Consider the following 24,063-nt stretch of genomic DNA (forward strand, 5'->3'; position numbering starts at 1 on the left):
GTGTTATGGAGGAGCTTGGTTTACTGTTTCGGTTGATTCTCGCATTTTTATTTCTCAGCACGTTTGTCTCAAAAATAAGCGATATTAGCACGCATTTGTCCATTGTGCAAGCCTATCAGATCATACCCTACCAGTGGTCAAAAAGCTTTACGTATCTTGATCTGGGGTTGCAAGCCATCGTAGCGATTTCCTTGCTGCTCGGTCTTTTTACAACGCTGGGACTGTTCCTGGCGATTTTGTTGCTAGGGGCGTACACACTTGCGATCAGTATCAATCTAGCAAGAGGCAGAAAGAAGATTTCATGCGGATGCGGCGGAATGGCGGGAAACCATTTTTTATCGTGGAAGCTCGTTTTACGTAACCTTGTATTCATCAGTATGGCCGTCTATGTAGGTCAATGGAGCGGGGGCTGGGCGAGTGTTGACCATTATTTATTATCTGGCAATTTCGGAATTGCTAACTGGGTAATCGCTATCTTCTTTTCGAGTGTGTGCATCTCACTGCTCATGGCTATTAGCGGAGAAATCAGTACGTTCCAACATATTTTGCGAAAAAGGCAGGGATGAACATGTCTACAGGCTGGGTGATTGGGTTTGCGGTATTATGGGTGACGGTCATTGCGATTTTGGTTGTCCTGTTTCAAGTATTAAAGGTACTCGGGACATTCATTAACAAAATGGAAGCAGCAGAAGAGAATAGTAGAAGAAGCGACAAAAATATTACTTCTTGAAATTTCAGAAAACGCTTTCAATTTTCATATAAGTATTGTATTATATTCCTGTGGATACAGATTATGTAAAAAAGAGGTGATAAGCATGTTCAAGAAATTACTTCAAAAGCTCGGAGCAAGTGCGTTTGCAGGATGCCAAAAAGGGTGCGTAAGAAATGGCCCTTTGTGTGAATGCCCTTGGTAGTTTTTCAGGCAAATAAGTAGAGCAAGACTGTCTCGCAAGTAGAGAATTCTACGACAGGAGACAGTCTTGTTTTTTGAACAAACGAAAATTAACGTTGTAAATCCAAATGAAGTAAAGGAAACGGCCTTCCCGAACCATCCAGTTCAGATCGTCCTGTTTGCACAAACCCATACCGTTTGTAGAAAGCGTGAGCCCCTTCGTTTTGCTCGTTGACATCTACTTTCAGATTAGGGCCATACTTGCGTTCCGCATGTTCGAGTAATCTGCTGCCAATCCCTTTTCCGTGGTATTCTGGATCAACGAACAGCATTTCGATTTTCGTTCCATCGAGGCCAATAAAGCCTACAGGCTCTTTCTTTTCGTTTATTTCCATCCATACCTCAACGGCAGATAGTGCTTCATTTTTTACCATGTTTTTATAAAACTCAATATCTTCTTTCGTCAAAAAATGATGAGTACGGCAAACAGCACGATACCAAATATCTACCAATTGATCACGATAGCTGGCTTCATAAACAACAGTTTTGGTATTCATCATGAAACCTCCCGATTCAAACTAGAAAACAGAAAAGAGCGCTCTTGAGAGCTTATTATATAGAGTCGCTAGGAACTTTTCTATCATGTTCACAGCTTTTCTATCCTCTCAGAATAATCTGACGATTGATAAGAGGGAAGGGGAACCCTACCTCGCCACAATCCCCCCAGGCACCTCCAAATACTCTCTCTTCTCCACAAACAACGGCTCTACAACCCCAAACTCATGCTTTAACTGCTTCATTTTCTCCTGAGCCTCCGCTTCCGTCCGATAGTACCCCGCCTCGACAAAGTATCCACCTTGCTTGTCCTTCAAAACCCGCATATTGTCCGCGACCAGCAGAGATTCCTCCATAGCCCCGAGCGTCTCTCCATACGGCACGGAAGCAGTGCGCACCGCGTACACAGGCTGCTGCTTTTCTGGCGATACTTCTACTGGCGAAATCGTAATCACAACCTGTGCGGGTTCCTTATACTCTTTCACTTCATAAGCAATCGCTTCTTTAAAAGTCACATGAAACCGCACCAGAGAATCGTCCAATGAAATGATCTCGTAGGCGTCTTCGATATACGGGCTTTGCTTCAATGTCTCGAAATCTTTGACAGCCGAATTCGGATATTCTGTAAAACTTACGTGGAAGGAGCTGGCGTTCTGCTGTACCTCATTATCCTGGGTAAAGTTCAAGATGATGCTTTCCTGGTCTCCTTGCTTCTGTACCGTAATGAAGCTAACATCTACGGCATCCTGAGGAGTACCGCCGCCTGCACTGCCTTTATTGAATTGTAATATTTTCACCAGCTTGCCCAGACCAGGTACGTTTTCCAAAGCACTTGCAAATGCGGGCATCGTGTTCACGCTGACCGTGAAAAGAACAAAAACAGCGGCTGCGCTTACGCCAGCGTGCTTTACCCAACTCGTTCTTGCTTTCGCACGTTTTCGATGCAGCTTGCCACGTTCGATGGCTTGCTCGGTGACTGCCGCCAACTCCTCGGGAATTTCAATATCGTGATAGGCTTGTTTATAATCGTCCAGCTTTTTATCCAAGAGATTCACGCTCCCCAATGTTCACTTTCAATTTCTCCAGTCCGCGGTAAATGATCGACTTTACGGAACTGAGGGGTATGTCTAGCACATCGGCAATGTCCTTGATGGGCATGTCTTCGAAATATCTCAGCATAATGACCGTTCTGGATTTTTCATCGAGTTGGCCCAAGGCATCATGCAAGTCGATGACATCTTCCCGCGGTTTCTGCTCGTAGCTACCTTCATGTTCTTTATCCATATAAACGACTTTTTTTGCTTTGCGTATGTGATCCAAGGCGCAGTTGACGGCAATTTTGGTCAGCCAGGTTTGAAAATATTGCGGCTGCTTCAATTTGTGTACGGAGATAAAGGCGCGGTAGACAGTCTCCTGCACAATTTCCAGCGAGTCTTCCTTGTTTCGCACATAAGTAAAAGCCATGCGATATATTTTTTCTCTATTCTCTTGGATCAGAAGAGTAAAGCTGTCTTCATCACCGGAAATGGCTCTTTGTGCCAGTTCAGTTTGATTCACGATGCTGCACATCCTCCTTACTGAATACGTTAGGTTCTTCCTTACTTCTCAAAAATAATCCCGCAGCGCGAGACACACTGCGGGAGCGTAGATCCTTTTTATCCTTGCTGTAATGGAAGTACCATTTTATTTTTCGTTTCGCCGCTTTCTTGATCGATTTCAAACAGTTCGAGGGTGCTTGGCTTATTTTTAGATAGATTGCTCAGCGGAATGACAATCTCCTGAGAGAATTCACCCCATTCCGGGCCGCCTTTCGATGCTGTTCCAAAGCCTTTGGCAATTACTTGTTCGCCTTGCTTCACGGCATATTGATAGGTGCCTTCGAAAACACTAGCTTCGCCGGATGCTTTGTACACGACAGATGTTGCCGCAAGCTTTAGGTTACGAAATACGTTATTGTTTTTTACTTTATCGGAGCTATCTAATGGAATGGAAAGCTTGTTGATGATCGCGCCGTTCTCTTGGTTGATTTCAAACATCTCGAGCATCAATGGCTCGTTTCCGATCAGTTCGCTTGTTGGAATCTTAATCGTTTGCGCAAAAGTTCCCCATTCCGGGCCACCTTTTGAAGCTGTGCCGAATCCTTTTGCCAAGATGTGCTTCCCTTGCTTGACTGCGTATTGATATGTTCCTTCAAAAACACTTGCTTCCCCTTGTAAGGTGTACAGTAGAGCAGGCTCCGCTAGTTTGATATTCCGGAACATAGTTTGCTTGGCAGCTTCGTTTGCTTTTGTTTCTTGCTGGGTGGTTACTGGGATAGCAGCTTGGTTAGCCCAAGTAGTGCCGAGAGCTACAGCAAAAACAGAGCAAGTCAAAATAGAAGCAGCAAATACAGTGATGGTTTTTTTATTCATGGTATGTCTCTCCCTTATATGGCATATGGCCGTCATGGTTGATTGTTTTTAGTTGTAGCTTCATGAAGTTTACATGGGTTAGACGGGGGAGGGATGCAAAAAGACGCAACAGATTTTATGGAAAAAAACAGAAAAAAGGTTGCGAGTGGGGAGGTGAATCATATTATGCTACACACCTGTCCGACGGCTACCGCATTTGGTAGGTTACCTACTGGAATGGAAGTGATGATGGTGTTGGTTATGGTATTGATGACGGATACGTTATTACTCAGGTTATTAGGTACATATACTTTTCTTCCATCAGGAGTAAGATCTGCATCACTAGGTGAATTCCCGACTCCCTTCGTAATGGTAGTAATGACAGTATTGAATGTAGGAGAGTCCGGGTCTGCATCTATGACGGAGATCATATTATCACCAGAATTTAGTACAAAGACTCTAGTCCCAACAGGTGTTCGTCCAATTCCCACACCAGCAGGTCCAACGCCAACTTGTATGGTTATGACTGTATTGGTTGCTGTATCGATGACGGAAACAGTATCATCAAGCGCATTCGTTACATAAACACTTGTTCCGTCTGGTGTAATTTCCAGATCAATAGGGGACGCTCCTACGAGAATGGTAGCAAGGACAGTATTGAATGCTGGAGAATTCGGAAAATCCCCAGTAAGAATCACACTGCCTTTATCGCAGACAAAGACAAGCTATATGCAGATGAAATCAAGATCGACGCAGAGAAAGTGGAAATGAAGGTTGAAAAATTCACCGTGCCATCTGAATCAGGTAGCACAAACTGCTTTCAAGATTTACGGAAGAAACTGAAGCGACTACAAGGACAGTTTATTTCCCTGACCTTTTTCTGGATCGTTCCGTTCATTCGCCATAGCATAGCTCCTCTTTTTTTGCATGATAATTCCAATCTATGAAGGAATCTATGGATCTGAAAGGGATAGATGACAAGCTGCATACGCACAATGTTAATAACTGAATATTAAAAATGTTATCGTCAATTGAAATCAGATTAGGCTATACTATTCTTGTGTAAAAATCTTCTAATTTAGTGGGGGCGGAAAGAATGAAAAAACTCGTTTCTCTGGCAGTCGTTGCAAGTATTGCGATCCCGTTACTGAGTCCGACTTTTGTCCAACATGCTGCTGCAAACCCTATTCATGACTATCGTAACGAAGTTCAGGTCAACCAGTTCCGCCCACATGGGGGAGATAAGCAGGAAGTAAATGATTTCATCGCGTCCTTGGTGAAGCAACGATCCAAACCTGCTGAGGTAGCAAAGCTGGTAGTAGGTGACTCCATGACGAATTTTGCGATGAAAACCTATGTGGAAGGATTGGCGAAATACAAAAACATTCAGGTGATCGAAGCAAAAGTGGACAAGCTGTACACTGTCACGAAAGAGGATGCCTACAACAACTACCGCGCGATTGTGAAATTTAAATACGTCGGGTATACCGCAGATAACAAGGCCATTGAAAAAACGGATTATCTTGGCTTGGCCAGACTCGGGACAGACCCGGTGAACTGGAAGGCGTGGGGCGTCATTTGGCAGGACTCTGGCATCGATGTGTCAGATGTGAAGCTGATTCAGTTGGAGAAGCCGCGCAAAGGCGAAGAAATATGCGTGATCACGACTGATGCCGGTGTGATTAAGCTGAGACTGTTCCCGAACAAAGCTCCAAAAGCGGTGGAAAACTTTAAGACTCTGGCGAAAAAAGGGCAATACAACAATATGATATTTCACCGTGTGATCAACGATTTCATGATTCAGGCAGGAGATTTGAAAGGGCCGGATGGGAAGGAGCTGCCGAGTATTTACGGAGAGTCTTTTGAGGACGAGTTTAGCCGAGATCTGTTCAACTTCAGAGGAGCGCTCAGTATGGGGAACGCGGGACCAAATACGAACAGCACACATTTCTATATTGTACAGAGCCCCAAGGTAGATCAGGAGTATCTCGATTTGTCGGCGCTGCCGTTGAATGCAGAAGCGAAGTATAAAGAAATTGGCGGACGAGCTTACCTCGACAATCGCCACACTGTTTTTGGTCATGTATTTTCCGGGATGGAAGTCGTAGACAAGATCGCTGCCCAGAAAACAGATGAGAACGCCAAGCCCATCCAAAATCCGGTCAAGGTGCAAAAGATCGAATTTGTCCCGTATAACGAATAAGTTTAGCCAGCAAAAACCCCCTCTCATTCCTGTCATTTGGGATGACGAGGGGGTTTGTCAATGAAGGGGAGATACAAGTTAATACGGCTCCCAGCGCAGTTTTCGTGCTTTCTCGAATCGCTCTTCCACATAGGGCCAGTTGACGATATTCCACCAGTTTTCTACATACTTGTCTCGCTGGTTTTGATACGCCAGGAAATAGGCATGCTCCCATACGTCCAGAGCCAGTAGCGGAATCACATCCCATTGTGACAGGTTCTGGTGCTTTTCGGCTGTTAGAATCTCTAGATGATGTGCTCGCGGGGACCAAACGAGGATTGCCCACCCAGGACCTTCTACCTTTTCTGCCGCCTGACTAAATTGTCTCTTAAAGGCGTCATACGAACCGAAATACCGATTGATTGCCGCTGCGAGATCACCGGAGGGAGTGCCACCCCCATTTGGACTCATGGATGGCCAAAAGATCGTATGCAAGTAATGACCGGCCCCATTAAAGGCTAGCTCGCGTGCCCAATGGCGTACGAGATCGAAGTTGCCACTTTCTCGCGCCTCTGCCAGCTTCCGCTCTGCTGTATTGAGATCGTCTACATACTTTTGGTGTAGCTTGTTGTGATGGATTTGCATGGTAGCTTCATCGATGTATGGCTCCAAAGCGTTGTAGGCATAAGGGAGCGGCGGGAGGGTATGTCGGCCGACAGCCACGGGGCGTGCCGCACGGACTGGCTCACGTGCACCGGGATAGGAAACGGGTTCTGGCTCTACAGGCACTTGTACTTCTTCCGCCACCGCTGGCTGTGCATTCATTGATTCCTGAACAGGTTCCCTCACCTCTCCTTCCAGATGCTCATCTTCACTCAACTGAGCCAGTCGTAAAAAGTGATGGAATTGCTCCTGTACCTGTTCTGCGCGAGTGATGAGAACAGGGAGTTCGTCGCTTTCTGTTGTCGAATCAAGCTTCGAGGCTTGCCTTCCGATCACTGTAAATGTTTCTTCGAATTTGTGCAGATGCCGTTCGAGTTCTCGGTTGAGGGTCTTATGTCTTCGCAAATGCTCGATCCATTGTCGGCCCCATTGGCTCCAGTCCAACAAATTTTTGGCTTCTTCTACCAAAAGATTCTCCTCCTCGTGGGCACATCATCTCTCCCCACATTATGAAAGGCGCCTAGAGAAGGTGCGACATTTGCGGAGTACAAGAAATTTCATCTCCGCATATGGTAGTAGCACAAATGTTTGAGTGGTATGCTGTACTATATTCATTTCAACAGGGGAGACACATTAGCATGAGTAGAGAACGAGCGATTGCCGTTATTGATTCAGGAGTGGGAGGATTAACTGTTGCGAAGGAAGTCATGCGTCAGCTACCCGAAGAACGGATTGTTTATGTAGGCGATAATGCCCGTTGTCCGTATGGCTCCAAATCGCCGGAAGAGATTCGTGCCTACAGCTTTCAAATGATCGAATATGTGATGCGTACACCGTTAAAAGCATTGGTGATCGCCTGTAATACTGCGACTGCCGTCGTGCTGGAGGAAGCGATGGAGGATTTGCCACTGCCCGTTATTGGGGTGATTGAGCCAGGGGCACGTGCGGCTGTACAAGTGACGAAAAACGGAAGGGTCGGTGTCATCGGGACAGAAACGACCATTCGTACCAAGGCGTATGAGCGTGCGCTTTTACGGATTCAACCGGATCTGTACGTCTCAGGCATGGCTTGTCCCGCATTTGTGCCACTGGTGGAGAGCCACATGGCGAACTCGGAGGAAGCAAGAAGAGTCGTAAAAGAAACGCTCGCCCCGTTCTTGCACGAAGATTTGGACACGTTAATTTTGGGTTGTACACACTATCCGTTGCTCGCACCGGTCATTTCGGAAGTGATGGGAGATCGAGTACGCTTGATCAACTCCGCAGAAGAGACAGCGCGAGAATTGTCCCTGCAAATTGCGACGGACGCCGAAAGCAAGCAAATAGAGCGTCCGGAACATCTGTTTGTGACGAGTGGGGACGCCCACAAATTCCGGACCATTGCAGAAGAATGGCTGGATTGCAAAGTGAACGTCCAGCACAACTCATTGGAAAAAACCGTCCATCCCTGATGGAAGACCTTGTCTAGCGAGACAAACTTTCAACGCATAAACCCAAGCCTAGCTCGTATACATGGTAGTACAAAGTGTCTGGAGGAGGCTGGGGTAATGAAGATAAGGCACATCGGGAAAATGACGGCCGTGCTGGGGGTTAGCGCAGTGCTTTTGTCGGGCTGCGGTCTCTTTGGCCCGGAAAAGGAAACGATTCGTATTGATGCACCACCACAGTCAGAGGTATCAGTTGATTTGCCAAACGGCACGCCGACCCCGGATGCTGCAAAAGAAGGTGCACAACCGGTCGTTCAGGAGACTGGAGAGAGAATGGTGTATTTGCAGGATGCTAACGGATACATCGTTCCTGTCTCGATGACTCTTCCGAAATCAGAAGGTCCTGCCAAACAAGTATTGAGCTACATGGTAAAAGGTGGTCCGGTAGAGAGTATGCTCCAGGGTGGCTTCTCCGCTGTCTTGCCGAAAGGGACAGAAGTAAAAGGACTTGTCATCAAAAATGGCGTAGCGACTGTCGATTTTTCCAAAGACTTTAAAACGTACGAGGAAAAAGACGAGAAGAAAATTGTCGATGCAGTCACCCGGGCGTTGACGGAATTTAGCAACGTCAAGACTGTGCAAATTTGGGTGAACGGAACACCGTTGACGGAAATGCCAGCAGCCAAAACACCGATAACGCTATTAGACCGGAATCAAGGAGTCAATCTCGAATTGGGCGATGGGGCGGTACCAGGAGATACCTCCAGCATAACGGTTTATTTCCAAGGACAGCTGGATGATACACGTACGTATTATGTCCCAGTCACTCGTCTGGTTCCTGAAACGGCTGACATCGCCAAGGCAACCGTTGAAGAGTTGATCAAAGGACCGAAACAAGGGTCTCAGCTCTTTAGTTCCTTGCTGCGTACGACACGTGTTCTGGATGTGAAGCAGGAAAAAGAGTTGGTGACAGTCAATTTGAGCAGTGACATCCTCAAGTATGACGATGGTAAGGAAGCGAGTCCAGAAGCTCTGCAATCGCTGGTCTTGTCATTGACAGAAACGACAGGAGCCAAGCAAGTGCAGCTGCTGGTGGAAGGAAAACCGCTAGCCAGTGGTGAGTTCACCAAGCCAGTGAGCCGTCCAGTTCAACTCAATCCCATACAGCTGTAAGGAACGAGCCACGCCCGTATTAACGAGCGTGGTTTTTGTTCGCCACTTGCTTGCTGTCACCAGCGCTTACAGTCCTCCAGCCGCCAAGGAGCAACTGATGTCTGCTTGAAATTTTTATTCAAGAATATTTGCAATTAACGTAAATAAGGAAGAGGCGTTTGTGCAGTGGCAGATCGTTTCCCGCCTCTGGTATAATGAGCGGAGTGTAACAAAGTGATTTAGGAGGAACTTGGAATGAGAGTGGATGGCCGTGCCCATGATCAATTGCGTCCTGTAACCATTACGCGCAATTACATTAAACACGCAGAAGGATCGTGCCTAATTGAAGTCGGAGACACAAAGGTGATTTGTACGGCGACTTTGGAGGACCGGGTGCCGCCTTTTATGCGTGGTGGCGGGAAGGGCTGGATCACAGCCGAGTATTCCATGCTTCCCCGAGCAACAGCGACCCGCAACGCGCGTGAGTCGTCCAAAGGAAAAGTCGGTGGACGAACAATGGAGATTCAGCGTCTGATTGGACGTGCTCTGCGCTCCGTTGTGAACCTTGAAGCAATGGGTGAACGCACTATTTGGCTGGATTGCGATGTCATTCAGGCTGACGGAGGTACGCGGACAGCTTCGATTACCGGAGCCTTCGTGGCAATGGTAGACGCGATGCAAAAGCTGGTGGATAGTGGCACCTGGAAGCAGCTGCCGCTCAATGACTTCCTGGCAGCGACCTCAGTAGGGGTAGTCGGCGAGGAAGCAGTGCTCGATCTCAACTACAAAGAAGATTCTACAGCGATTGTCGACATGAATGTCGTCATGACGGGAAAAGGAAAGTTTGTCGAGCTGCAAGGAACAGGGGAGGATGCTCCGTTTTCGCCTGAACAGCTACAAGAAATGATTGCCCTTGCAAAAGTCGGCATTGACAACTTGATTAACAGTCAAAAAGAGGCGCTCGCTGATGTTTCGCTCTCTTTTGCACAATCAGTAGCGGAGGAAAGTCATGCCTAATCGAAAAAAAGTCGTTCTTGCAACACGTAACCAAGGAAAAGTGAAAGAATTCAACAGGCTGTTCGCAGATGCTGGCTGGGAAGGAATTAGCCTCGCTGAATTTGACGGTGTGCCCGAGGTAGTAGAAGACAAGGACACCTTCGAAGGAAACGCGCTGAAAAAAGCAATCGAAATCTCTACATACTTGAAAATGCCAGCCCTCGGTGACGATTCTGGTCTGGAAGTAGATGCGCTGGAAGGACGCCCAGGGGTTTACTCCGCACGCTTTGCCGGGGAAGAGGCAACAGACGAGCAGAATTGGCGTAAATTGTTGAAAGAGCTGGAAGAGGTGTCGACAGAGGAACGCACAGCTCGCTTTCGTTGTACGTTGGCGTTGGTGATTCCTGGCGAGGAGCCAATCATTGCCACTGGTGCTTGTGAGGGTGTGATCGCGCGTGAGCCAAAAGGGACAAACGGCTTCGGATACGATCCGGTATTCTACATTCCATCGATGGACAAAATGATGGCTGAACTCATGCCAGAAGAAAAGAACCAGATCAGCCACCGCGCTCGTGCCATGCAGCAACTGCTTGAAAACATCAAGTAGACAAGAGAGAAAACAGGAGAGTGAGGCGTGATGGGAATTCTCATCATGAGCGATAGCCACGGCTTGGTTCGGGAAGTCAGCCAGGTCGTCAACCGACATCATGTCGAAAAAATTTTGCATTGTGGCGATTTTTGTGTCGACCATAAGCGCGATCCGTTTTCCAACATGACGCTTGTCCGAGGCAATTGCGATTCGACACAAGAGGTGCCGACTGAGCAAGAGACCGAATGGCGCGACCTTCACATCCTGCAAACGCACGGGCATCTTTTCGGAGTGAAAGGCTCTCTTCTGCGCCTTCATTATCGTGCAGAAGAGGTAGGAGCAAATGTAGTTGTATTCGGTCACTCTCATGTACCTGTCTGTGGCGTCGAGAGAGACATCTTGTTTCTGAATCCGGGCAGCTTGCAAATGCCGCGAGGTTTTCACGTACCGACATATGCTCTTTTAGAAGAGACAGGAACGAGTCCGACAGATGTTTACATATCCGTGGCGTTTTATGATCATTTAGGCAACCCGGTTCCACAATTGGGAGGGAACTATTCTGTTCGTCGACCAATGAGGTCTTCTTGAAAACTAAAAGATTTGTGCTATACTAGAATGGTTATAATGGCTAGAATATTATCATCCGAGCCTGCGAAGATACCATGGCGCGGCTGGCGATGTTCTGTTGATTCGATTTAGGAGGGGAAGTTTACGTGGCAGCAAATTGGGAAAAGGTAGAGAATAACCAGGGAGTCCTGACGATTGAAGTAGATGCTACGCAAGTAGACGCAGCATTGGATCAAGCGTTTAAAAAAGTGGTTCAAAAAGTTCAAGTTCCAGGATTCCGTAAAGGAAAAGTACCACGCAAAATGTTCGAATCCCGTTTTGGTGTAGAATCTCTGTACCAAGACGCTCTTGACATTCTGCTTCCAACTGCATACGGACAAGCTGTTCGTGAAGCTGGTATCGAACCAGTAGATCGTCCAGAAGTAGACGTTACGCAAATGGAACAAGGGAAAAACCTGATCTTCAAAGCGACTGTAACTGTGAAGCCTGAAGTGAAGCTGGGCGACTACAAAGGTCTGTCCATCGAAGATAAAGACTTCTCTGTAACTGAAGAGAGCGTTGACGCTGAACTGAAGCGTATGCAAGAGCGTCATGCTGAGCTCGTAGCAGTAGAAGAAGGCGCAGCACAAACAGGCGATATCGCTGTAATCGATTTCGAAGGCTTCCAAGACGGAGTAGCTTTTGAAGGCGGTAAAGCGGAAGATTACTCTCTGGAACTGGGTTCCGGTACTTTCATCGCAGGGTTCGAAGAGCAACTGGCTGGCTTGAACATCGGCGAAGAAAAAGAAATTACCGTAACTTTCCCTGAAGAGTACCACTCTCCTAACCTCGCTGGTAAAGAAGCGGTATTCCAAGTGAAGCTGAACAGCCTGAAGCGCAAAAACCTGCCTGCTTTGGATGATGAGTTTGCCAAAGACGTGAGCGAGTTCGACACGCTGGAAGAGCTGAAAGCAGACACCAAGAAAAAACTCGAAGAAAAAACAGCGCAAGAAAAAGATCAATATGTTCGTGAGCAACTCGTTCTGAAAGCAGCTGAAAACGCTGAGATCGATTTGCCAGCAGTAATGGTTGAGCATGAATTGGATCAAATGGTAAATGAATTTGGTCAACGTCTGCAATACCAAGGCATGACGCTGGAACTGTACTACCAGTTCTCTGGCATGGATGAGAGCCAACTGCGTGATCAATTGCGTGCAGACGCAACATCCCGCGTTCGCACTTCCTTGACTTTGGAAGCAATCGGCAAAGCAGAAAACATCGAAGCAACAGAAGAAGATGTAACTGCAGAACTCGAGAAACTGGCTGGCGTATACGGCCGCCCAGCAGACGAGTTGCGCAAAATCTTCTCCGCACAAGATGGCATGGCTGCTCTGTACCGCGATGTGCAAACTCGCAAAACAGTAGATTTGCTGGTTGCAGAAAGCAAAGTAACAGCATAAGCTTAGAAGAACGCATGATTGGTCAGTGGGCAGGCTAACCCTGAGCGCTGGCTGTCAAGACCACAAGGCACGAGTGTATCGTGCCTTGTTTTTCCACCATTGACTTTTTTCGGCAAAGGAGGAAAATACATAATGTTAATCCCTATGGTCATCGAGCAAACAAGCAGGGGCGAGCGCTCCTATGATATTTACTCGCGCCTCCTGAAAGACCGGATTATTCTCTTGGGCACCGAGATTGATGATGAAATCGCCAATCTTGTTGTTGCTCAGTTGCTTTTCTTGCAGGCAGAAGATCCGGACAAAGACATATCGCTATACATAAACTCTCCAGGTGGTTCTGTTACAGCAGGAATGGCCATCTATGACACCATGCAGTACATCAAACCGGATGTGTCCACGATTTGTGTGGGCATGGCTGCCAGCATGGGTGCTTTCCTGTTGGCTGCTGGTGCAAAAGGCAAGCGCTTCGCTCTGCCAAATGCCGAAGTAATGATTCACCAACCGCTTGGTGGTGTGCGTGGGCAAGCAGAAGACATCCGCATTCATGCGGAATGGATTATGAAAACGAAGCGCCAGCTAAATGAGATTTTGTCTGAGCGGACAGGTCAGCCTTATGAACGCGTAGAGCAAGATACAGATCGCGATAATTTCATGAGCGCAGAAGAAGCAAAGGCCTACGGATTGATTGACTCTATTATCGAACGCAAAAACTGACCCGTTGTGAGGTGAAGCGCATGTTTAAGTTTAACGACGACAAAGGCCAACTGAAGTGTTCCTTCTGCGGCAAGTCCCAGGAACAGGTGCGCAAGCTGGTAGCTGGTCCTGGTGTTTACATTTGTGACGAATGTATCGAACTGTGCAATGAAATTGTACAGGAAGAACTGGGCACTGAAGAAGAAATCGATATGAAAGAAATTCCAAAGCCAGTGGAAATTCGCAAAATCTTGGACGACTATGTCATCGGTCAAGATATGGCGAAGAAGTCCTTGTCTGTAGCGGTGTACAACCACTACAAACGGATTAATTCCGGGGCGAAGATCGAGGATGTGGAACTGCAAAAATCCAACATCATGCTGATCGGTCCGACTGGTAGCGGAAAAACGTTGCTCGCGCAAACATTGGCGCGCATTCTGAATGTACCTTTCGCGATTGCGGACGCAACTTCTCTGACAGAGGCAGGCTATGTGGGTGAAGATGTTGAAAACATCTTGCTCAAGCTCATCCAGGCTGCTGACTATGATGTTGAGAAGGCTGAAAAAGGAATCATTTACATCGACGAGATTGATAAGGTAGCCCGCAAATCGGAAAACCCATCCATCACGCGTGATGTATCTGGTGAAGGCGTTCAGCAAGCGCTTTTGAAAATTTTGGAGGGGACCGTTGCGAGTGTGCCACCACAAGGCGGACGCAAGCATCCTCACCAAGAGTTCATCCAAATCGACACGTCGAACATTTTGTTCATCTGCGGCGGTGCATTTGATGGCGTCGAGCAGATTATCAAGCGTCGTTTGGGTAAAAAAGTCATCGGTTTCGGTGCAGACTTCGGCGATGGCGTAAAAGGCGATCTGAAAGCCGGAGAATACCTGAAATACATTTTGCCGGAAGACCTGCTGAAATTTGGTCTGATTCCGGAGTTCGTCGGTCGTTTGCCAGTGCTGGCTACCTTGGAGCCGCTGGATGAGGAGACGCTCGTGCGTATCCTGACAGAGCCGAAAAACTCTTTGGTGAAACAGTACCAAAAACTGCTGAGTCTCGACGGTGTTGAGCTGGAGTTCGATAACGGTGCGCTCATGCAAATCGCGAAAGAAGCGATTAAGCGCAACACTGGTGCGCGCGGCCTGCGTGCGATTATCGAACAAATCATGCTCGATATGATGTATGAGCTTCCTTCCAGAGAAGACGTCAACAAGTGCGTGATTACCGAAGAAACGGTACGCGACAAAGTGAAGCCGCAATTGTTGACCAAAGAAGGCCAGGAATTGCACGAAGAAACAGCATAAGTATTGTCTACACAAACCATCTCGTTATAAGCGAGGTGGTTTTTTTGTTGTTGGTTTACGTCTACGCTTGCGGGGCAATACTACTTGATATCGTTCAAGAGAAGCTTTACATATGCACAAAACGGTCATGAACGTGTCCCCTCTCTTTGGGGGACAAAAGTTGACCGCAAGCGAAGACGCATGGGAGGGACTGCATATGGACTATACGACATTGGTCATTGCTGTCATTGAAGTGGTTGTTGGGATCGTGATCGGCACCTACTTTTGGAACTTGCTGCGAGCGCAGAGAAACACGAAAACCTCAACCGAAAAGGAATCGCGCAAGGATCTTGATTCCATTCGTAAAATGAGAATGGTTGCATTGACTGAGCCTCTGTCAGAGAGAACAAGACCAGCGACTTTGGAAGAAATTGTAGGACAAGAAGATGGGCTTCGTGCGTTGCGTGCTGCTTTGTGTGGTCCCAACCCACAGCATGTCATTATTTATGGACCGCCTGGTGTAGGCAAGACCGCAGCGGCTAGGGTCGTGCTGGAAGAAGCGAAGAAAAATCAGCTATCGCCGTTTTCTTCTGATGCCAAGTTTATTGAAATCGATGCGACGATTGCTCGTTTTGATGAGCGCGGGATTGCTGACCCGTTAATTGGCTCTGTACATGATCCTATTTATCAAGGGGCAGGCTCGCTTGGGCAGGCGGGAATTCCGCAGCCAAAGCCAGGCGCTGTGACGAAAGCGCACGGTGGCATGCTTTTTCTTGATGAAATAGGGGAACTTCATCCTGTGCAGATGAATAAGTTACTAAAGGTTCTTGAAGACCGTAAAGTCATGCTAGAGAGTGCTTACTACAGCGAGGAAAATAACCAAATTCCTTCGCATATTCATGACGTTTTCAAATATGGTTTGCCGGCCGACTTCCGCCTTGTTGGAGCGACGACAAGGCTACCAGAAGAACTGCCTGCTGCGCTTCGTTCCCGTTGCCTGGAAATCTTTTTCCGCCCATTGAAGGCTGGAGAAATTGGGAGTATCGTGCGTACGGCCGTGCCTAAAATGAATATGAATATGGAAGATGGTGCTGTTTCCGTGATCGAGCGCTACGCGACCAATGGGCGTGAAGCGATCAATACACTGCAAATCGCTGCGGGAATTGCCTTGACGGAAGACCGCAATGACATCCAGGCTGCCGATGTGGAATGGGTGATGCACAGCAGTCAAAAATCGCCTCGCCCAGAAAAGCAGGTGCATGATACACCGCAGGTCGGATTGGTCAACGGTCTTGCTGTGTACGGTCCGAACATGGGCAGTGTGATGGAGCTGGAAGTGACTGCTTCTCCCACCGCTGTTCCTGGTCAAGGTCGAATGGCGATGACAGGAATGGCTGAGGAAGAGGAGATGGGCAGCCGTAGCCGGACGATCCGCCGGAAGTCGATGGCAAAAGGATCGATCGAAAACGTTTTGACTGTCCTGAACAGAATGGGCGTCCGCCCGTATGATTACGATCTGCATATCAATTTTCCGGGAGGCATCCCTGTTGATGGGCCTTCTGCGGGCATTACCATTGCTACTGCGATCTACTCGGCGATTTTTAATCAGCCTGTCGATAATTTACTGGCCATGACTGGCGAAATCAGTATTCATGGGAAGGTAAAGCCAGTTGGAGGTGTAGTTGCGAAGGTAGAGGCCGCCAAACAAGCGGGAGCGACCAGAGTCCTCATTCCACAGGAAAACTGGCAAAGCATTTTTGCAGACATGAAAGGGATCGAGATCATACCAGTATCAACTGTCACAGAGGTAATTGAGCTAGCTGTACCGCAAGCTACTATGCAAGAAGAAGAGGCGACGGGATTTACTTTGCAAATTCCGGCAGAGGATCTCGCTTCCTCTCCGCTATCCCTGTAACAGTCGGGTATGCTCGCAGATTAGACATCGGATTGTGTTTGCGCTACAATGGAAAAAAGCTTCTGCTTGCAAAGAGCCTGAGGCCTTGCCCGGCCTGAAACGAGCTCCACGAAAAATGATTGCGAGATCTTTTTTGTCTCGTTTTTTGGGGCCGGGCGGGCGTTTGAAAAACGGCTTTGAGGGCCGTTTTTGTCTGTTATAAGGCTCTTTGTAAGAGGGTAGATCAACAAGGAGAGGTGCATCCGCTTGGGCGAACGTTCCGGTAAACGAGAATTACCGCTTCTCCCGTTGCGAGGATTGCTTGTTTATCCGACAATGGTACTCCATTTGGACGTTGGACGGGAAAAGTCCATCCGCGCATTGGAGCAAGCCATGGTAGACGATAACAAGATTTTGCTTGCGACACAGGAAGAGGTCCATATAGAAGAGCCAGATGCTGAGCAAATTTACAGTATTGGTACCGTTGCGCGTGTGAAGCAAATGCTGAAGCTGCCGAATGGGACAATCCGTGTATTGGTAGAAGGCTTGCAACGCGCGAAGATCGAGGAGTATCTTCAACAGGAAGATTATTTCGTCGTGTCGATTACATATTTGCAAGATGAAAAAGCAGAGCAAAACGAAGTGGAAGCATTAATGCGTTCCTTGCTGGGCCACTTTGAGCAGTACATCAAGCTGTCCAAAAAGGTTTCTCCAGAGACGTTAACCTCTGTGCAGGACATTGAGGAACCGGGACGTTTGGCAGATGTGATTGCTTCGCATTTGCCACTCAAGATGAAGGACAAACAGGAAATTTTGGAGACGACCAACATCAAGGAACGTCTCGAAATTCTTTTAACCATTTTGAACAACGAGCGCGAAGTACTAGAGCTGGAGCGCAAGATCGGCAACCGCGTGAAGAAACAGATGGAGCGCACGCAAAAGGAATATTACCTGCGTGAGCAAATGAAAGCTATCCAAAAAGAGCTGGGCGACAAGGACGGACGTCAAGGTGAAGTAGATGAGCTGCGTGCTCAGCTCGAAAAATCGGATGCTCCTGAGCGGATCAAAGCGAAGATCGAGAAGGAGCTCGAGCGTCTGGAAAAGATGCCGGCGACTTCTGCGGAAGGCTCAGTCATCCGTACGTATATCGATACCTTGTTTGCACTGCCGTGGGCGAAGACGACCGAAGACAATCTGGATATTCATCATGCACAGCAAGTTCTCGATGAAGATCATTACGGCTTGGATAAACCGAAGGAGCGCGTCTTGGAGTATTTGGCAGTACAAAAGCTGGTAAACTCCATGCGTGGACCAATCCTTTGTCTGGTAGGCCCTCCGGGTGTGGGGAAAACATCTCTGGCCCGTTCCGTAGCGCGTGCAATCGGGCGCAATTTCGTTCGCATTTCCTTGGGTGGAGTACGCGATGAAGCAGAAATTCGCGGACACCGCCGCACGTATGTAGGTGCTCTCCCAGGACGAATCATACAAGGAATGAAGCAAGCAGGTACGATTAATCCTGTCTTTTTGCTGGATGAGATCGACAAGCTCGCGTCCGATTTCCGTGGAGACCCTGCTTCTGCGCTGCTCGAAGTACTCGATCCAAACCAAAATGATAAATTCAGTGACCACTATATCGAAGAGACCTATGATTTGACGAACGTCATGTTTATTACGACCGCAAACAGTCTCGATACGATTCCGCGTCCGCTCTTGGACCGGATGGAGGTCATCTCGATTTCCAGCTATACCGAATTGGAAAAGCTGAACATTTTGCGTGATTACCTCTTGCCGAAGCAAATGCAGGATCACGGTCTGGGCAAAGATAAGCTGAAAATGAACGACGATGCGATGCTTAAGCTCGTTCGTTTGTACACGCGAGAAGCGGGTGTTCGCAACCTCAATCGCGAAGCAGCTAATGTATGCCGCAAAGCTGCCAAGCTGATCGTGAGCGGGGAGAAGAAGCGTGTCGTGGTTACGGTAAAGACATTGGAGGCACTGCTCGGCAAACCGCGCTACCGCTATGGACTGGCGGAGAAAAAAGATCAAGTCGGCTCCGTTACGGGTCTGGCTTGGACACAAGCAGGTGGAGATACGCTGAATGTAGAAGTCAGCATTTTGCCTGGAAAAGGTAAGCTCACCCTGACGGGGAAACTGGGTGACGTCATGAAGGAATCTGCGCAGGCTGCGTTTAGCTATATTCGCTCCCATGCAGATCAGTGGGGAATTGATCCGTCCTTCCACGAGAAGAACGATATCCACATCCATTTTCCAGAAGGGGCGATTCCAAAAGACGGTCCTTCTGCTGGGATTACCATGGCAACCGCACTCGTATCCGCCCTGACGAAAATCCCTGTGAAAAAAGAAGTGGGGATGACCGGGGAGATTACATTGCGAGGTCGGGTACTGCCAATTGGCGGGCTGAAAGAAAAATGCATGTCTGCTCACCGTGCAGGTTTAACCACAATCATTTTGCCAAAAGACAACGAGAAGGATATCGAGGATATCCCGGAGAGCGTACGCGGTGAACTGTCATTCTATCCAGTTGACCATTTAGATGAAGTGCTGCGTCACGCGCTAACTAAACAGCCAGTAGGTGACAAAGCATGAAAGTAACATCATCAGAGTTTATTATCAGCGCGGTTGGACCGAAGCAGTATCCTACGGATGGTCTCCATGAGATCGCGCTGGTAGGACGCTCTAACGTAGGAAAATCATCATTGCTCAATAAAATGATGAACCGCAAAGGGCTTGCCCGGATCAGTTCTCGTCCGGGTAAAACCCAGACATTGAACTATTTCCGTGTCAATCAAATGCTCTACTTCGTTGACTTCCCGGGTTATGGGTATGCAAAGGTAGCGAAGACGATCAAGGAACAATGGGGAAAAATGATCGAGGGCTATTTGAAAAACCGGAAAGAGCTTCGCTTCATTATTCAACTGGTCGATATTCGCCATGCTCCGAGTAAAGACGATATTGCGATGTACGATTGGTGCAAGCAAATCGGGATCCCTACCGTAGTCGTAGCGACGAAAGGTGATAAAATCGCTCGCGGGCGTTGGCTACAGCATACGAAGATCATCCGTCAAAGCCTGAATTTGCGCGGGGATGATACGATCATTGTATTTTCCTCGGAGACAGGTCAAGGCAAGGATGAACTGTGGGCAGAAATCATGCGTCGTATTCGTGCTGGCGAGGAAATAGCCAGGGAGACGGCTGCCAAGGCTGAGGAGACTGCTCCAGCCAATGAGTAATTCTTAGACCCAATTCGTCGTGGGGAAGGGAGCATCTGAGTGAGCGGGAGTGCTTGCTTTGCTGTACGTGGTGTGATCGAAGGCTTCTATGGAACACCTTGGACACATGAAGAGCGGCTGGATATGATCGACTTTTTGCACCGACATGATTACAACGCGTATTTCTACGCTCCAAAAGATGACGAGTATCTGCGGGAACGCTGGATGGAGTCGCTCCCTACAAAAGCCAATCAACAGTTAGAAGAGTTGATCCAGCGGGCAAAGACTCGCAACATGCAGTTTATTTATTGTCTGGGTCCTGGGCTCAGCATGGAATATACGAATCGTCAGCACTTGGAGATATTAGGCAGGAAGTATCGGGATTTGTATGATCGTGGTGTGCGTTACTTTGCGCTATTGTTTGATGATATCCCCATGCATCTGTTGCATGAGAAGGATGTAGCCGAGTTCGCCCATTTGGCGGAGGCGCATGCCCAGACGACGCTTTATGTGTGGGATTTGATACGGAGCTGGGGCGAACCAGTCAAGTTGGTTGTCTGTCCTACACAATACAACGGGATTGGAAAAGAAGCGTACATCATGTACCTCGGCCAGCATCTGCCGTCAGAAATCGATTTGTTCTGGACGGGACGATTCGTCTGCTCGCCTTACCTGACGGATGGTGATGCCATTCGCTTTCATGAGTCTACGGGTCATCAGCCATTTTATTGGGACAACTACCCTGTGAATGATTTGGCCATGGCGAATGAACTACATATCGGTCCATTGCGTCACCGCGATCCTGACCTGTGGCAATACGCAGCAGGCTATGTGGCGAATGCGATGTCTAGACCAGAATGCTCGAAGATTCCTTTGATTACGACGGCAGCTTATTTGCGAGATCCGATCGGCTACGATCCTGATACGGTATGGAAACAAGCCGTAGAGGAAGTAGCGGGACAAAAGGATGCAGATGCTTTCTTTACCTTTGCCGATAATGTGCAAAGCTCGTTTTTATGCGAGGTGGAATCGCCGCGATTGCTAGAAGCGATCCTGACCTTCCGCTTTCATTTTTTGCAGGGAGATCGGCAAAAGGCCATTGCGGACTTGACGGCCCTTTTTCAGAAGATGGAGGCGTCGGCAGACAAGCTGTTGGCAGGGATGACGAATCAGAAGCTTGCAGAAGAAACGAGGCCGTGGGTGGAGAAGTTCCATCTGTGGACAAAGGTCGGTCTGTCGGCAGTCGCTCTCATTGATCAGGGGACAAGAGGGCGACTTCCACAAGCAGCGTATCACTTGCTCCGGCTCAAACAGTGGCTCAAAAGAACGGAACGTTACCCGCAAGAAGTGTGCGGACCGGTCATGCAGCTTTTTGTGGATGCCGTAATGCTAGAGGTCAAGAAGAGCTCATAATAAAAGTTCCTTTTCCGCAGGGGAGAAGGAACTTTTTTGCTTTTTCGCATCAGGCGGATTCACGACTCTCATTTGGTTTTCTCTGACGGAAATTCCGCAACCATTCTTGAATCGGCAGTTCAGCGAGAATCATGCCGGTGAAAATCAGGAGACATCCGGTCAGCTGTCGTCCATTCAATACTTCATGAATAAACACGTAGGAGGTGATTGCAGCAAAAACGGGCTCCAAAGCGAAAATGAGAGCGACCCGCGTCGAGCTGGTTTGTTTTTGCAAGGCCGTCTGCGCGAGAAAGGCCAGTGCCGTAGCGAAAATAGAAGTGACGATCAAACCAAAGGCCACCTCTGGGATGAACAAGATCGTCGGATCAAAAGCACGACTCCAATCCTCAAAGAAAAAGGCGTACAGCCAGCTCATAACAGCTACCGTGCCTAATTGCGTAATGGCAAGGGGCAATGCTGCAAAACGAGGTGCGTATTTGCCGGTAGAGACGATTTGCATAGCGAAGCAGATTGCACCGAAGAATACCAGGGCATCACCGAGATTAAAGGAGAACGACTGGCTCTGTGTCAGCAAATACAAGCCGAACGCTGCTAGAATCACGCCGATGATAGCGAGAGGCTTAACACGCTCACGCAAGAGCAAAAATGAGAAGAGCGGTACCAATACGACGGCTAAACCTGTGATAAAGCCAGCTTTGGACGGTGATGTATACAAAAGTCCTACGGTCTGAAAGGCATATCCCAGACAGAGCCAAAAACCGAGGATGATGCCTGCGCGAAGCAATGGCCCTCTCCATTCAGAGTTCTGCCCACGATAACGATTGCGGATGAAATAAATGATCAGTAAAAATAACGCAGCAATGGTAAAGCGTACGGCGTTAAACGTATTGGGAGGCAGCGATGCGATTGCCTGCTGTACGATCAAAAACGTAGTTCCCCAGATAACTGCGACGAGGAGCAGCGTTATGTCTGCCATCCAAGGTTTTCTCAAAGCTTCTTTTCTCTCCTTTCTGACATTTTCGCAATTTTTCTTCTGTTTTCATGTATAGCCGACATCATAAGGGATTCCCGGACGGAACGCAAGCGGATTATAAAGGATATACCCAAAGTACACTCCGTTAAAAAACTTTTCACAATTACTCCTATCCGATTCGGGACATAATGATATAATAATAGTGCATTTTACATATGCCGCTAACAGGTTTGTTATTCTGGGAGGACATTATGGATATTCTTTTGCTGGGTCTAAACTATAAAACAGCTCCTGTCGAAATTCGCGAAAAGTTTACATTCAGCGACGATGGGACAGCACGCGCTCTTCATCTTCTCTCCCAGACGAAGAGTATCGCAGAATGTATCATCCTGGGGACGTGCAACCGGACGGAAATCTACGTTGTTTGCGACCAGGCGAATATTGGCCGAGACTATTCCCGCCGTTTTTTGGCTGAATGGTTCGGCGTGGAGAAAGAACAATTTAAGGATCATCTCTATATAAAAGAGAACGAACAAGCAATCGAGCACTTGTTCCGAGTCTCTTCCGGTCTTGATTCGATGGTAATGGGAGAAACACAAATCCTCGGACAAGTCCGGGATGCGTTCTTGTTGGCGCAGGAGCGTCAAACGACAGGGACCGTCTTCAACACCTTGTTCAAGCAAGCGATTACGTTCGCCAAGCGTGCTCATACAGAGACAGCGATAGGGCAAAATGCGGTTTCTGTCAGCTACGCTGCTGTCGAACTGGGGAAAAAGATTTTCGGTTCCTTCGCAGGGAAGTCTGTCCTGATCGTAGGAGCGGGAAAAATGAGCGAGCTGACTGCCAAGCACCTGCACGCAAATGGATCGGAACGCGTCATGGTAGCGAATCGTACATTGGAGCGAGCGCAGTTTTTGGCAGAAAAGTTCAAGGGTGACTCCTGTACGATGGAGCAGTTGCCAGAGGCACTGCTCACAGCAGACATCGTCATCAGCTCGACCGGAGCGACAGGTTATGTCCTCGGCAAAAAAGAACTGGCTCCGATCATGAAACAAAGGAAGCATCGTCCGTTGTTCATGGTGGATATCGCAGTTCCTCGCGACCTGAATCCTGACTTGCATGATCTGGATAACGTATTTTTATATGATATTGACGATCTCGAAGGCATCGTTGCGAGTAACGTTGCGGAACGTTCTCGTGAAGCGGAACGTCTGGATGTCATGATTCAAGAAGAGATCGTGGCATTCACGACCTGGTACCAAACGCTTGGCGTGGCGCCAATCATCGCTGCACTGCGTGACAAGGCAAACACGATCCAAAGCGAAGCGATGCGAAAAATCGAAAACAAGCTGCCGAATTTATCTGAGCGGGAGATGCACATCATCCGCAAGACAACCAAGGGTATTGTCAATCAACTGTTGCACGATCCGGTCGTGCGTTTAAAAGAAATGGCAGCTACCAAAGATGGGGAAGAAGTACTGGATATTTTCGAGAAAATGTTTGCGTTGGAGGAGATCCTGGAGCGAAAAGAACAGGAAGCAATCTGGGCTAACGATAAAAATAAACAGACATCTTCTTCTCGGGAGCAGGTATTGGCTTCCCGGTTCCCTGACTAAGCTGACCTGACAATCTATCTGCTACTAGAGGTTGTTCAAAAAGTCGTCTTTTGATCACGAAGTAGCTCAGAAAGCTAATTCGACATCGAATATGGCGTTCACCTCC

Annotated in this window: 23 protein-coding genes; 16 read left to right on the plus strand and 7 right to left on the minus strand. The window is 48.1% G+C overall.

Annotated features, from left to right (window positions below; translation table 11 throughout):
* Positions 1-5 precede the first annotated feature (5 nt).
* Both C7R92_RS03955 and C7R92_RS32220 read left to right on the plus strand, forming a co-directional pair.
* A complete protein-coding gene (locus C7R92_RS03955; RefSeq protein WP_106833327.1) occupies positions 6-566 on the plus strand; it encodes a MauE/DoxX family redox-associated membrane protein in 561 nt (186 codons plus the stop codon).
* Positions 567-568: 2 nt separating this feature from the next.
* Entirely contained in the window at positions 569-730 is a 162-nt protein-coding gene (locus C7R92_RS32220) for a hypothetical protein (protein WP_167403182.1), read from the plus strand.
* A gap of 272 nt (positions 731-1,002) precedes the next feature.
* On the opposite strand, the gene C7R92_RS03960 is transcribed toward C7R92_RS32220, so the two are convergent.
* From C7R92_RS03960 to C7R92_RS03980, 5 genes are all read right to left on the minus strand, one after another.
* Positions 1,003-1,449 (minus strand): acetyltransferase, encoded by a 447-nt coding sequence (locus tag C7R92_RS03960; protein WP_106833328.1) that lies wholly within the window; start codon positions 1,447-1,449, stop codon positions 1,003-1,005.
* A 147-nt stretch (positions 1,450-1,596) separates the two neighbouring features.
* Positions 1,597-2,493, minus strand: a complete 897-nt coding sequence (locus tag C7R92_RS03965) for a DUF4179 domain-containing protein (RefSeq protein WP_106833329.1) — start codon at positions 2,491-2,493, stop codon at positions 1,597-1,599.
* Complete coding sequence (locus tag C7R92_RS03970; protein WP_106833330.1) at positions 2,486-3,004, minus strand: sigma-70 family RNA polymerase sigma factor; 519 nt, start codon at positions 3,002-3,004, stop codon at positions 2,486-2,488. The genes C7R92_RS03965 and C7R92_RS03970 overlap by 8 nt, the downstream gene beginning before the upstream one ends.
* A 98-nt stretch (positions 3,005-3,102) precedes the next feature.
* The gene (locus C7R92_RS03975; RefSeq protein WP_106833331.1) at positions 3,103-3,858 is read right to left on the minus strand and encodes a Gmad2 immunoglobulin-like domain-containing protein; all 756 of its coding nucleotides are present in this window, start codon (positions 3,856-3,858) and stop codon (positions 3,103-3,105) included.
* A 158-nt stretch (positions 3,859-4,016) separates the two neighbouring features.
* Positions 4,017-4,535: a YncE family protein gene (locus tag C7R92_RS03980; protein ID WP_106833332.1), complete on the minus strand. Its 519-nt coding sequence runs from the start codon at positions 4,533-4,535 to the stop codon at positions 4,017-4,019.
* A 398-nt stretch (positions 4,536-4,933) separates the two neighbouring features.
* Here C7R92_RS03980 and C7R92_RS03985 point away from each other — a divergent pair, with 398 nt between their 5' ends.
* On the plus strand, positions 4,934-6,040 hold the full coding sequence (locus C7R92_RS03985; protein WP_017247488.1) for a peptidylprolyl isomerase: 1,107 nt from the start codon (positions 4,934-4,936) through the stop codon (positions 6,038-6,040).
* A gap of 78 nt (positions 6,041-6,118) precedes the next feature.
* On the opposite strand, the gene C7R92_RS03990 is transcribed toward C7R92_RS03985, so the two are convergent.
* A complete protein-coding gene (locus C7R92_RS03990) occupies positions 6,119-7,150 on the minus strand; it encodes a superoxide dismutase (protein WP_106833333.1) in 1,032 nt (343 codons plus the stop codon).
* Between the two features lie 170 nt (positions 7,151-7,320).
* Between C7R92_RS03990 and racE the strand changes: the two genes are divergently transcribed.
* The 12 genes from racE to C7R92_RS04050 all read left to right on the plus strand — a co-directional run bounded on the left by racE (position 7,321) and on the right by C7R92_RS04050 (position 21,368).
* A complete protein-coding gene (gene racE / locus C7R92_RS03995) occupies positions 7,321-8,133 on the plus strand; it encodes a glutamate racemase (RefSeq protein ID WP_106833334.1) in 813 nt (270 codons plus the stop codon).
* A 96-nt stretch (positions 8,134-8,229) separates the two neighbouring features.
* Complete coding sequence (locus C7R92_RS04000) at positions 8,230-9,282, plus strand: GerMN domain-containing protein (protein WP_069850618.1); 1,053 nt, start codon at positions 8,230-8,232, stop codon at positions 9,280-9,282.
* A 234-nt stretch (positions 9,283-9,516) separates the two neighbouring features.
* A complete protein-coding gene (gene rph / locus C7R92_RS04005) occupies positions 9,517-10,278 on the plus strand; it encodes a ribonuclease PH (RefSeq protein WP_017247492.1) in 762 nt (253 codons plus the stop codon).
* Entirely contained in the window at positions 10,271-10,864 is a 594-nt protein-coding gene (locus tag C7R92_RS04010; protein ID WP_069850616.1) for an XTP/dITP diphosphatase, read from the plus strand. The genes rph and C7R92_RS04010 overlap by 8 nt, the downstream gene beginning before the upstream one ends.
* Before the next feature lie 30 nt (positions 10,865-10,894).
* On the plus strand, positions 10,895-11,434 hold the full coding sequence (locus C7R92_RS04015; RefSeq protein ID WP_106833335.1) for a metallophosphoesterase family protein: 540 nt from the start codon (positions 10,895-10,897) through the stop codon (positions 11,432-11,434).
* A gap of 125 nt (positions 11,435-11,559) precedes the next feature.
* Positions 11,560-12,852: a trigger factor gene (gene tig / locus C7R92_RS04020; RefSeq protein ID WP_069850611.1), complete on the plus strand. Its 1,293-nt coding sequence runs from the start codon at positions 11,560-11,562 to the stop codon at positions 12,850-12,852.
* Positions 12,853-12,984: 132 nt separating this feature from the next.
* Positions 12,985-13,566 carry an ATP-dependent Clp endopeptidase proteolytic subunit ClpP gene (gene clpP, locus C7R92_RS04025; protein WP_007722241.1) on the plus strand — a complete coding sequence of 194 codons (582 nt, stop codon included), beginning with the start codon at positions 12,985-12,987 and terminating at the stop codon, positions 13,564-13,566.
* Between the two features lie 20 nt (positions 13,567-13,586).
* A complete protein-coding gene (gene clpX, locus C7R92_RS04030; protein ID WP_007722243.1) occupies positions 13,587-14,852 on the plus strand; it encodes an ATP-dependent protease ATP-binding subunit ClpX in 1,266 nt (421 codons plus the stop codon).
* A 196-nt stretch (positions 14,853-15,048) separates the two neighbouring features.
* On the plus strand, positions 15,049-16,746 hold the full coding sequence (gene lonB, locus C7R92_RS04035) for an ATP-dependent protease LonB (RefSeq protein WP_069850608.1): 1,698 nt from the start codon (positions 15,049-15,051) through the stop codon (positions 16,744-16,746).
* A 246-nt stretch (positions 16,747-16,992) separates the two neighbouring features.
* Positions 16,993-19,332 (plus strand): endopeptidase La, encoded by a 2,340-nt coding sequence (gene lon, locus C7R92_RS04040; RefSeq protein WP_106833336.1) that lies wholly within the window; start codon positions 16,993-16,995, stop codon positions 19,330-19,332.
* Positions 19,329-19,976: a ribosome biogenesis GTP-binding protein YihA/YsxC gene (gene yihA, locus C7R92_RS04045; RefSeq protein WP_106833337.1), complete on the plus strand. Its 648-nt coding sequence runs from the start codon at positions 19,329-19,331 to the stop codon at positions 19,974-19,976. Before lon ends, yihA begins: the two co-directional genes overlap by 4 nt.
* Positions 19,977-20,015: 39 nt before the next feature.
* Positions 20,016-21,368, plus strand: coding sequence for a protein O-GlcNAcase (locus C7R92_RS04050; RefSeq protein WP_106833338.1), 1,353 nt, complete (start codon positions 20,016-20,018; stop codon positions 21,366-21,368).
* 49 nt (positions 21,369-21,417) lie between these two features.
* Here the strand turns inward: C7R92_RS04050 and C7R92_RS04055 are convergent, their stop codons facing one another.
* Complete coding sequence (locus C7R92_RS04055) at positions 21,418-22,359, minus strand: DMT family transporter (RefSeq protein ID WP_328137434.1); 942 nt, start codon at positions 22,357-22,359, stop codon at positions 21,418-21,420.
* A 233-nt stretch (positions 22,360-22,592) separates the two neighbouring features.
* Here C7R92_RS04055 and hemA point away from each other — a divergent pair, with 233 nt between their 5' ends.
* A complete protein-coding gene (gene hemA, locus C7R92_RS04060) occupies positions 22,593-23,957 on the plus strand; it encodes a glutamyl-tRNA reductase (RefSeq protein WP_106833340.1) in 1,365 nt (454 codons plus the stop codon).
* The last annotated feature ends 106 nt before the right edge of the window (positions 23,958-24,063 follow it).

The organism is Brevibacillus porteri (genome assembly GCF_003013475.1).
Classification (GTDB): Bacteria; Bacillota; Bacilli; order Brevibacillales; family Brevibacillaceae; genus Brevibacillus; species Brevibacillus porteri.

Coding starts and splice junctions, on each gene's coding strand:
- clpP (WP_007722241.1), top strand. CDS start 12,985: ATGTTAATCCCTATGGTCATCGAGCAAACAAGCAGGGGCGAGCGCTCC.
- clpX (WP_007722243.1), top strand. CDS start 13,587: ATGTTTAAGTTTAACGACGACAAAGGCCAACTGAAGTGTTCCTTCTGC.
- rph (WP_017247492.1), top strand. CDS start 9,517: ATGAGAGTGGATGGCCGTGCCCATGATCAATTGCGTCCTGTAACCATT.
- racE (WP_106833334.1), top strand. CDS start 7,321: ATGAGTAGAGAACGAGCGATTGCCGTTATTGATTCAGGAGTGGGAGGA.
- hemA (WP_106833340.1), top strand. CDS start 22,593: ATGGATATTCTTTTGCTGGGTCTAAACTATAAAACAGCTCCTGTCGAA.
- C7R92_RS03975 (WP_106833331.1), bottom strand. CDS start 3,858: ATGAATAAAAAAACCATCACTGTATTTGCTGCTTCTATTTTGACTTGC.
- C7R92_RS04000 (WP_069850618.1), top strand. CDS start 8,230: ATGAAGATAAGGCACATCGGGAAAATGACGGCCGTGCTGGGGGTTAGC.
- C7R92_RS04015 (WP_106833335.1), top strand. CDS start 10,895: ATGGGAATTCTCATCATGAGCGATAGCCACGGCTTGGTTCGGGAAGTC.
- C7R92_RS03960 (WP_106833328.1), bottom strand. CDS start 1,449: ATGAATACCAAAACTGTTGTTTATGAAGCCAGCTATCGTGATCAATTG.
- yihA (WP_106833337.1), top strand. CDS start 19,329: ATGAAAGTAACATCATCAGAGTTTATTATCAGCGCGGTTGGACCGAAG.
- lonB (WP_069850608.1), top strand. CDS start 15,049: ATGGACTATACGACATTGGTCATTGCTGTCATTGAAGTGGTTGTTGGG.
- C7R92_RS32220 (WP_167403182.1), top strand. CDS start 569: ATGTCTACAGGCTGGGTGATTGGGTTTGCGGTATTATGGGTGACGGTC.
- C7R92_RS04010 (WP_069850616.1), top strand. CDS start 10,271: ATGCCTAATCGAAAAAAAGTCGTTCTTGCAACACGTAACCAAGGAAAA.
- C7R92_RS03985 (WP_017247488.1), top strand. CDS start 4,934: ATGAAAAAACTCGTTTCTCTGGCAGTCGTTGCAAGTATTGCGATCCCG.
- C7R92_RS03955 (WP_106833327.1), top strand. CDS start 6: ATGGAGGAGCTTGGTTTACTGTTTCGGTTGATTCTCGCATTTTTATTT.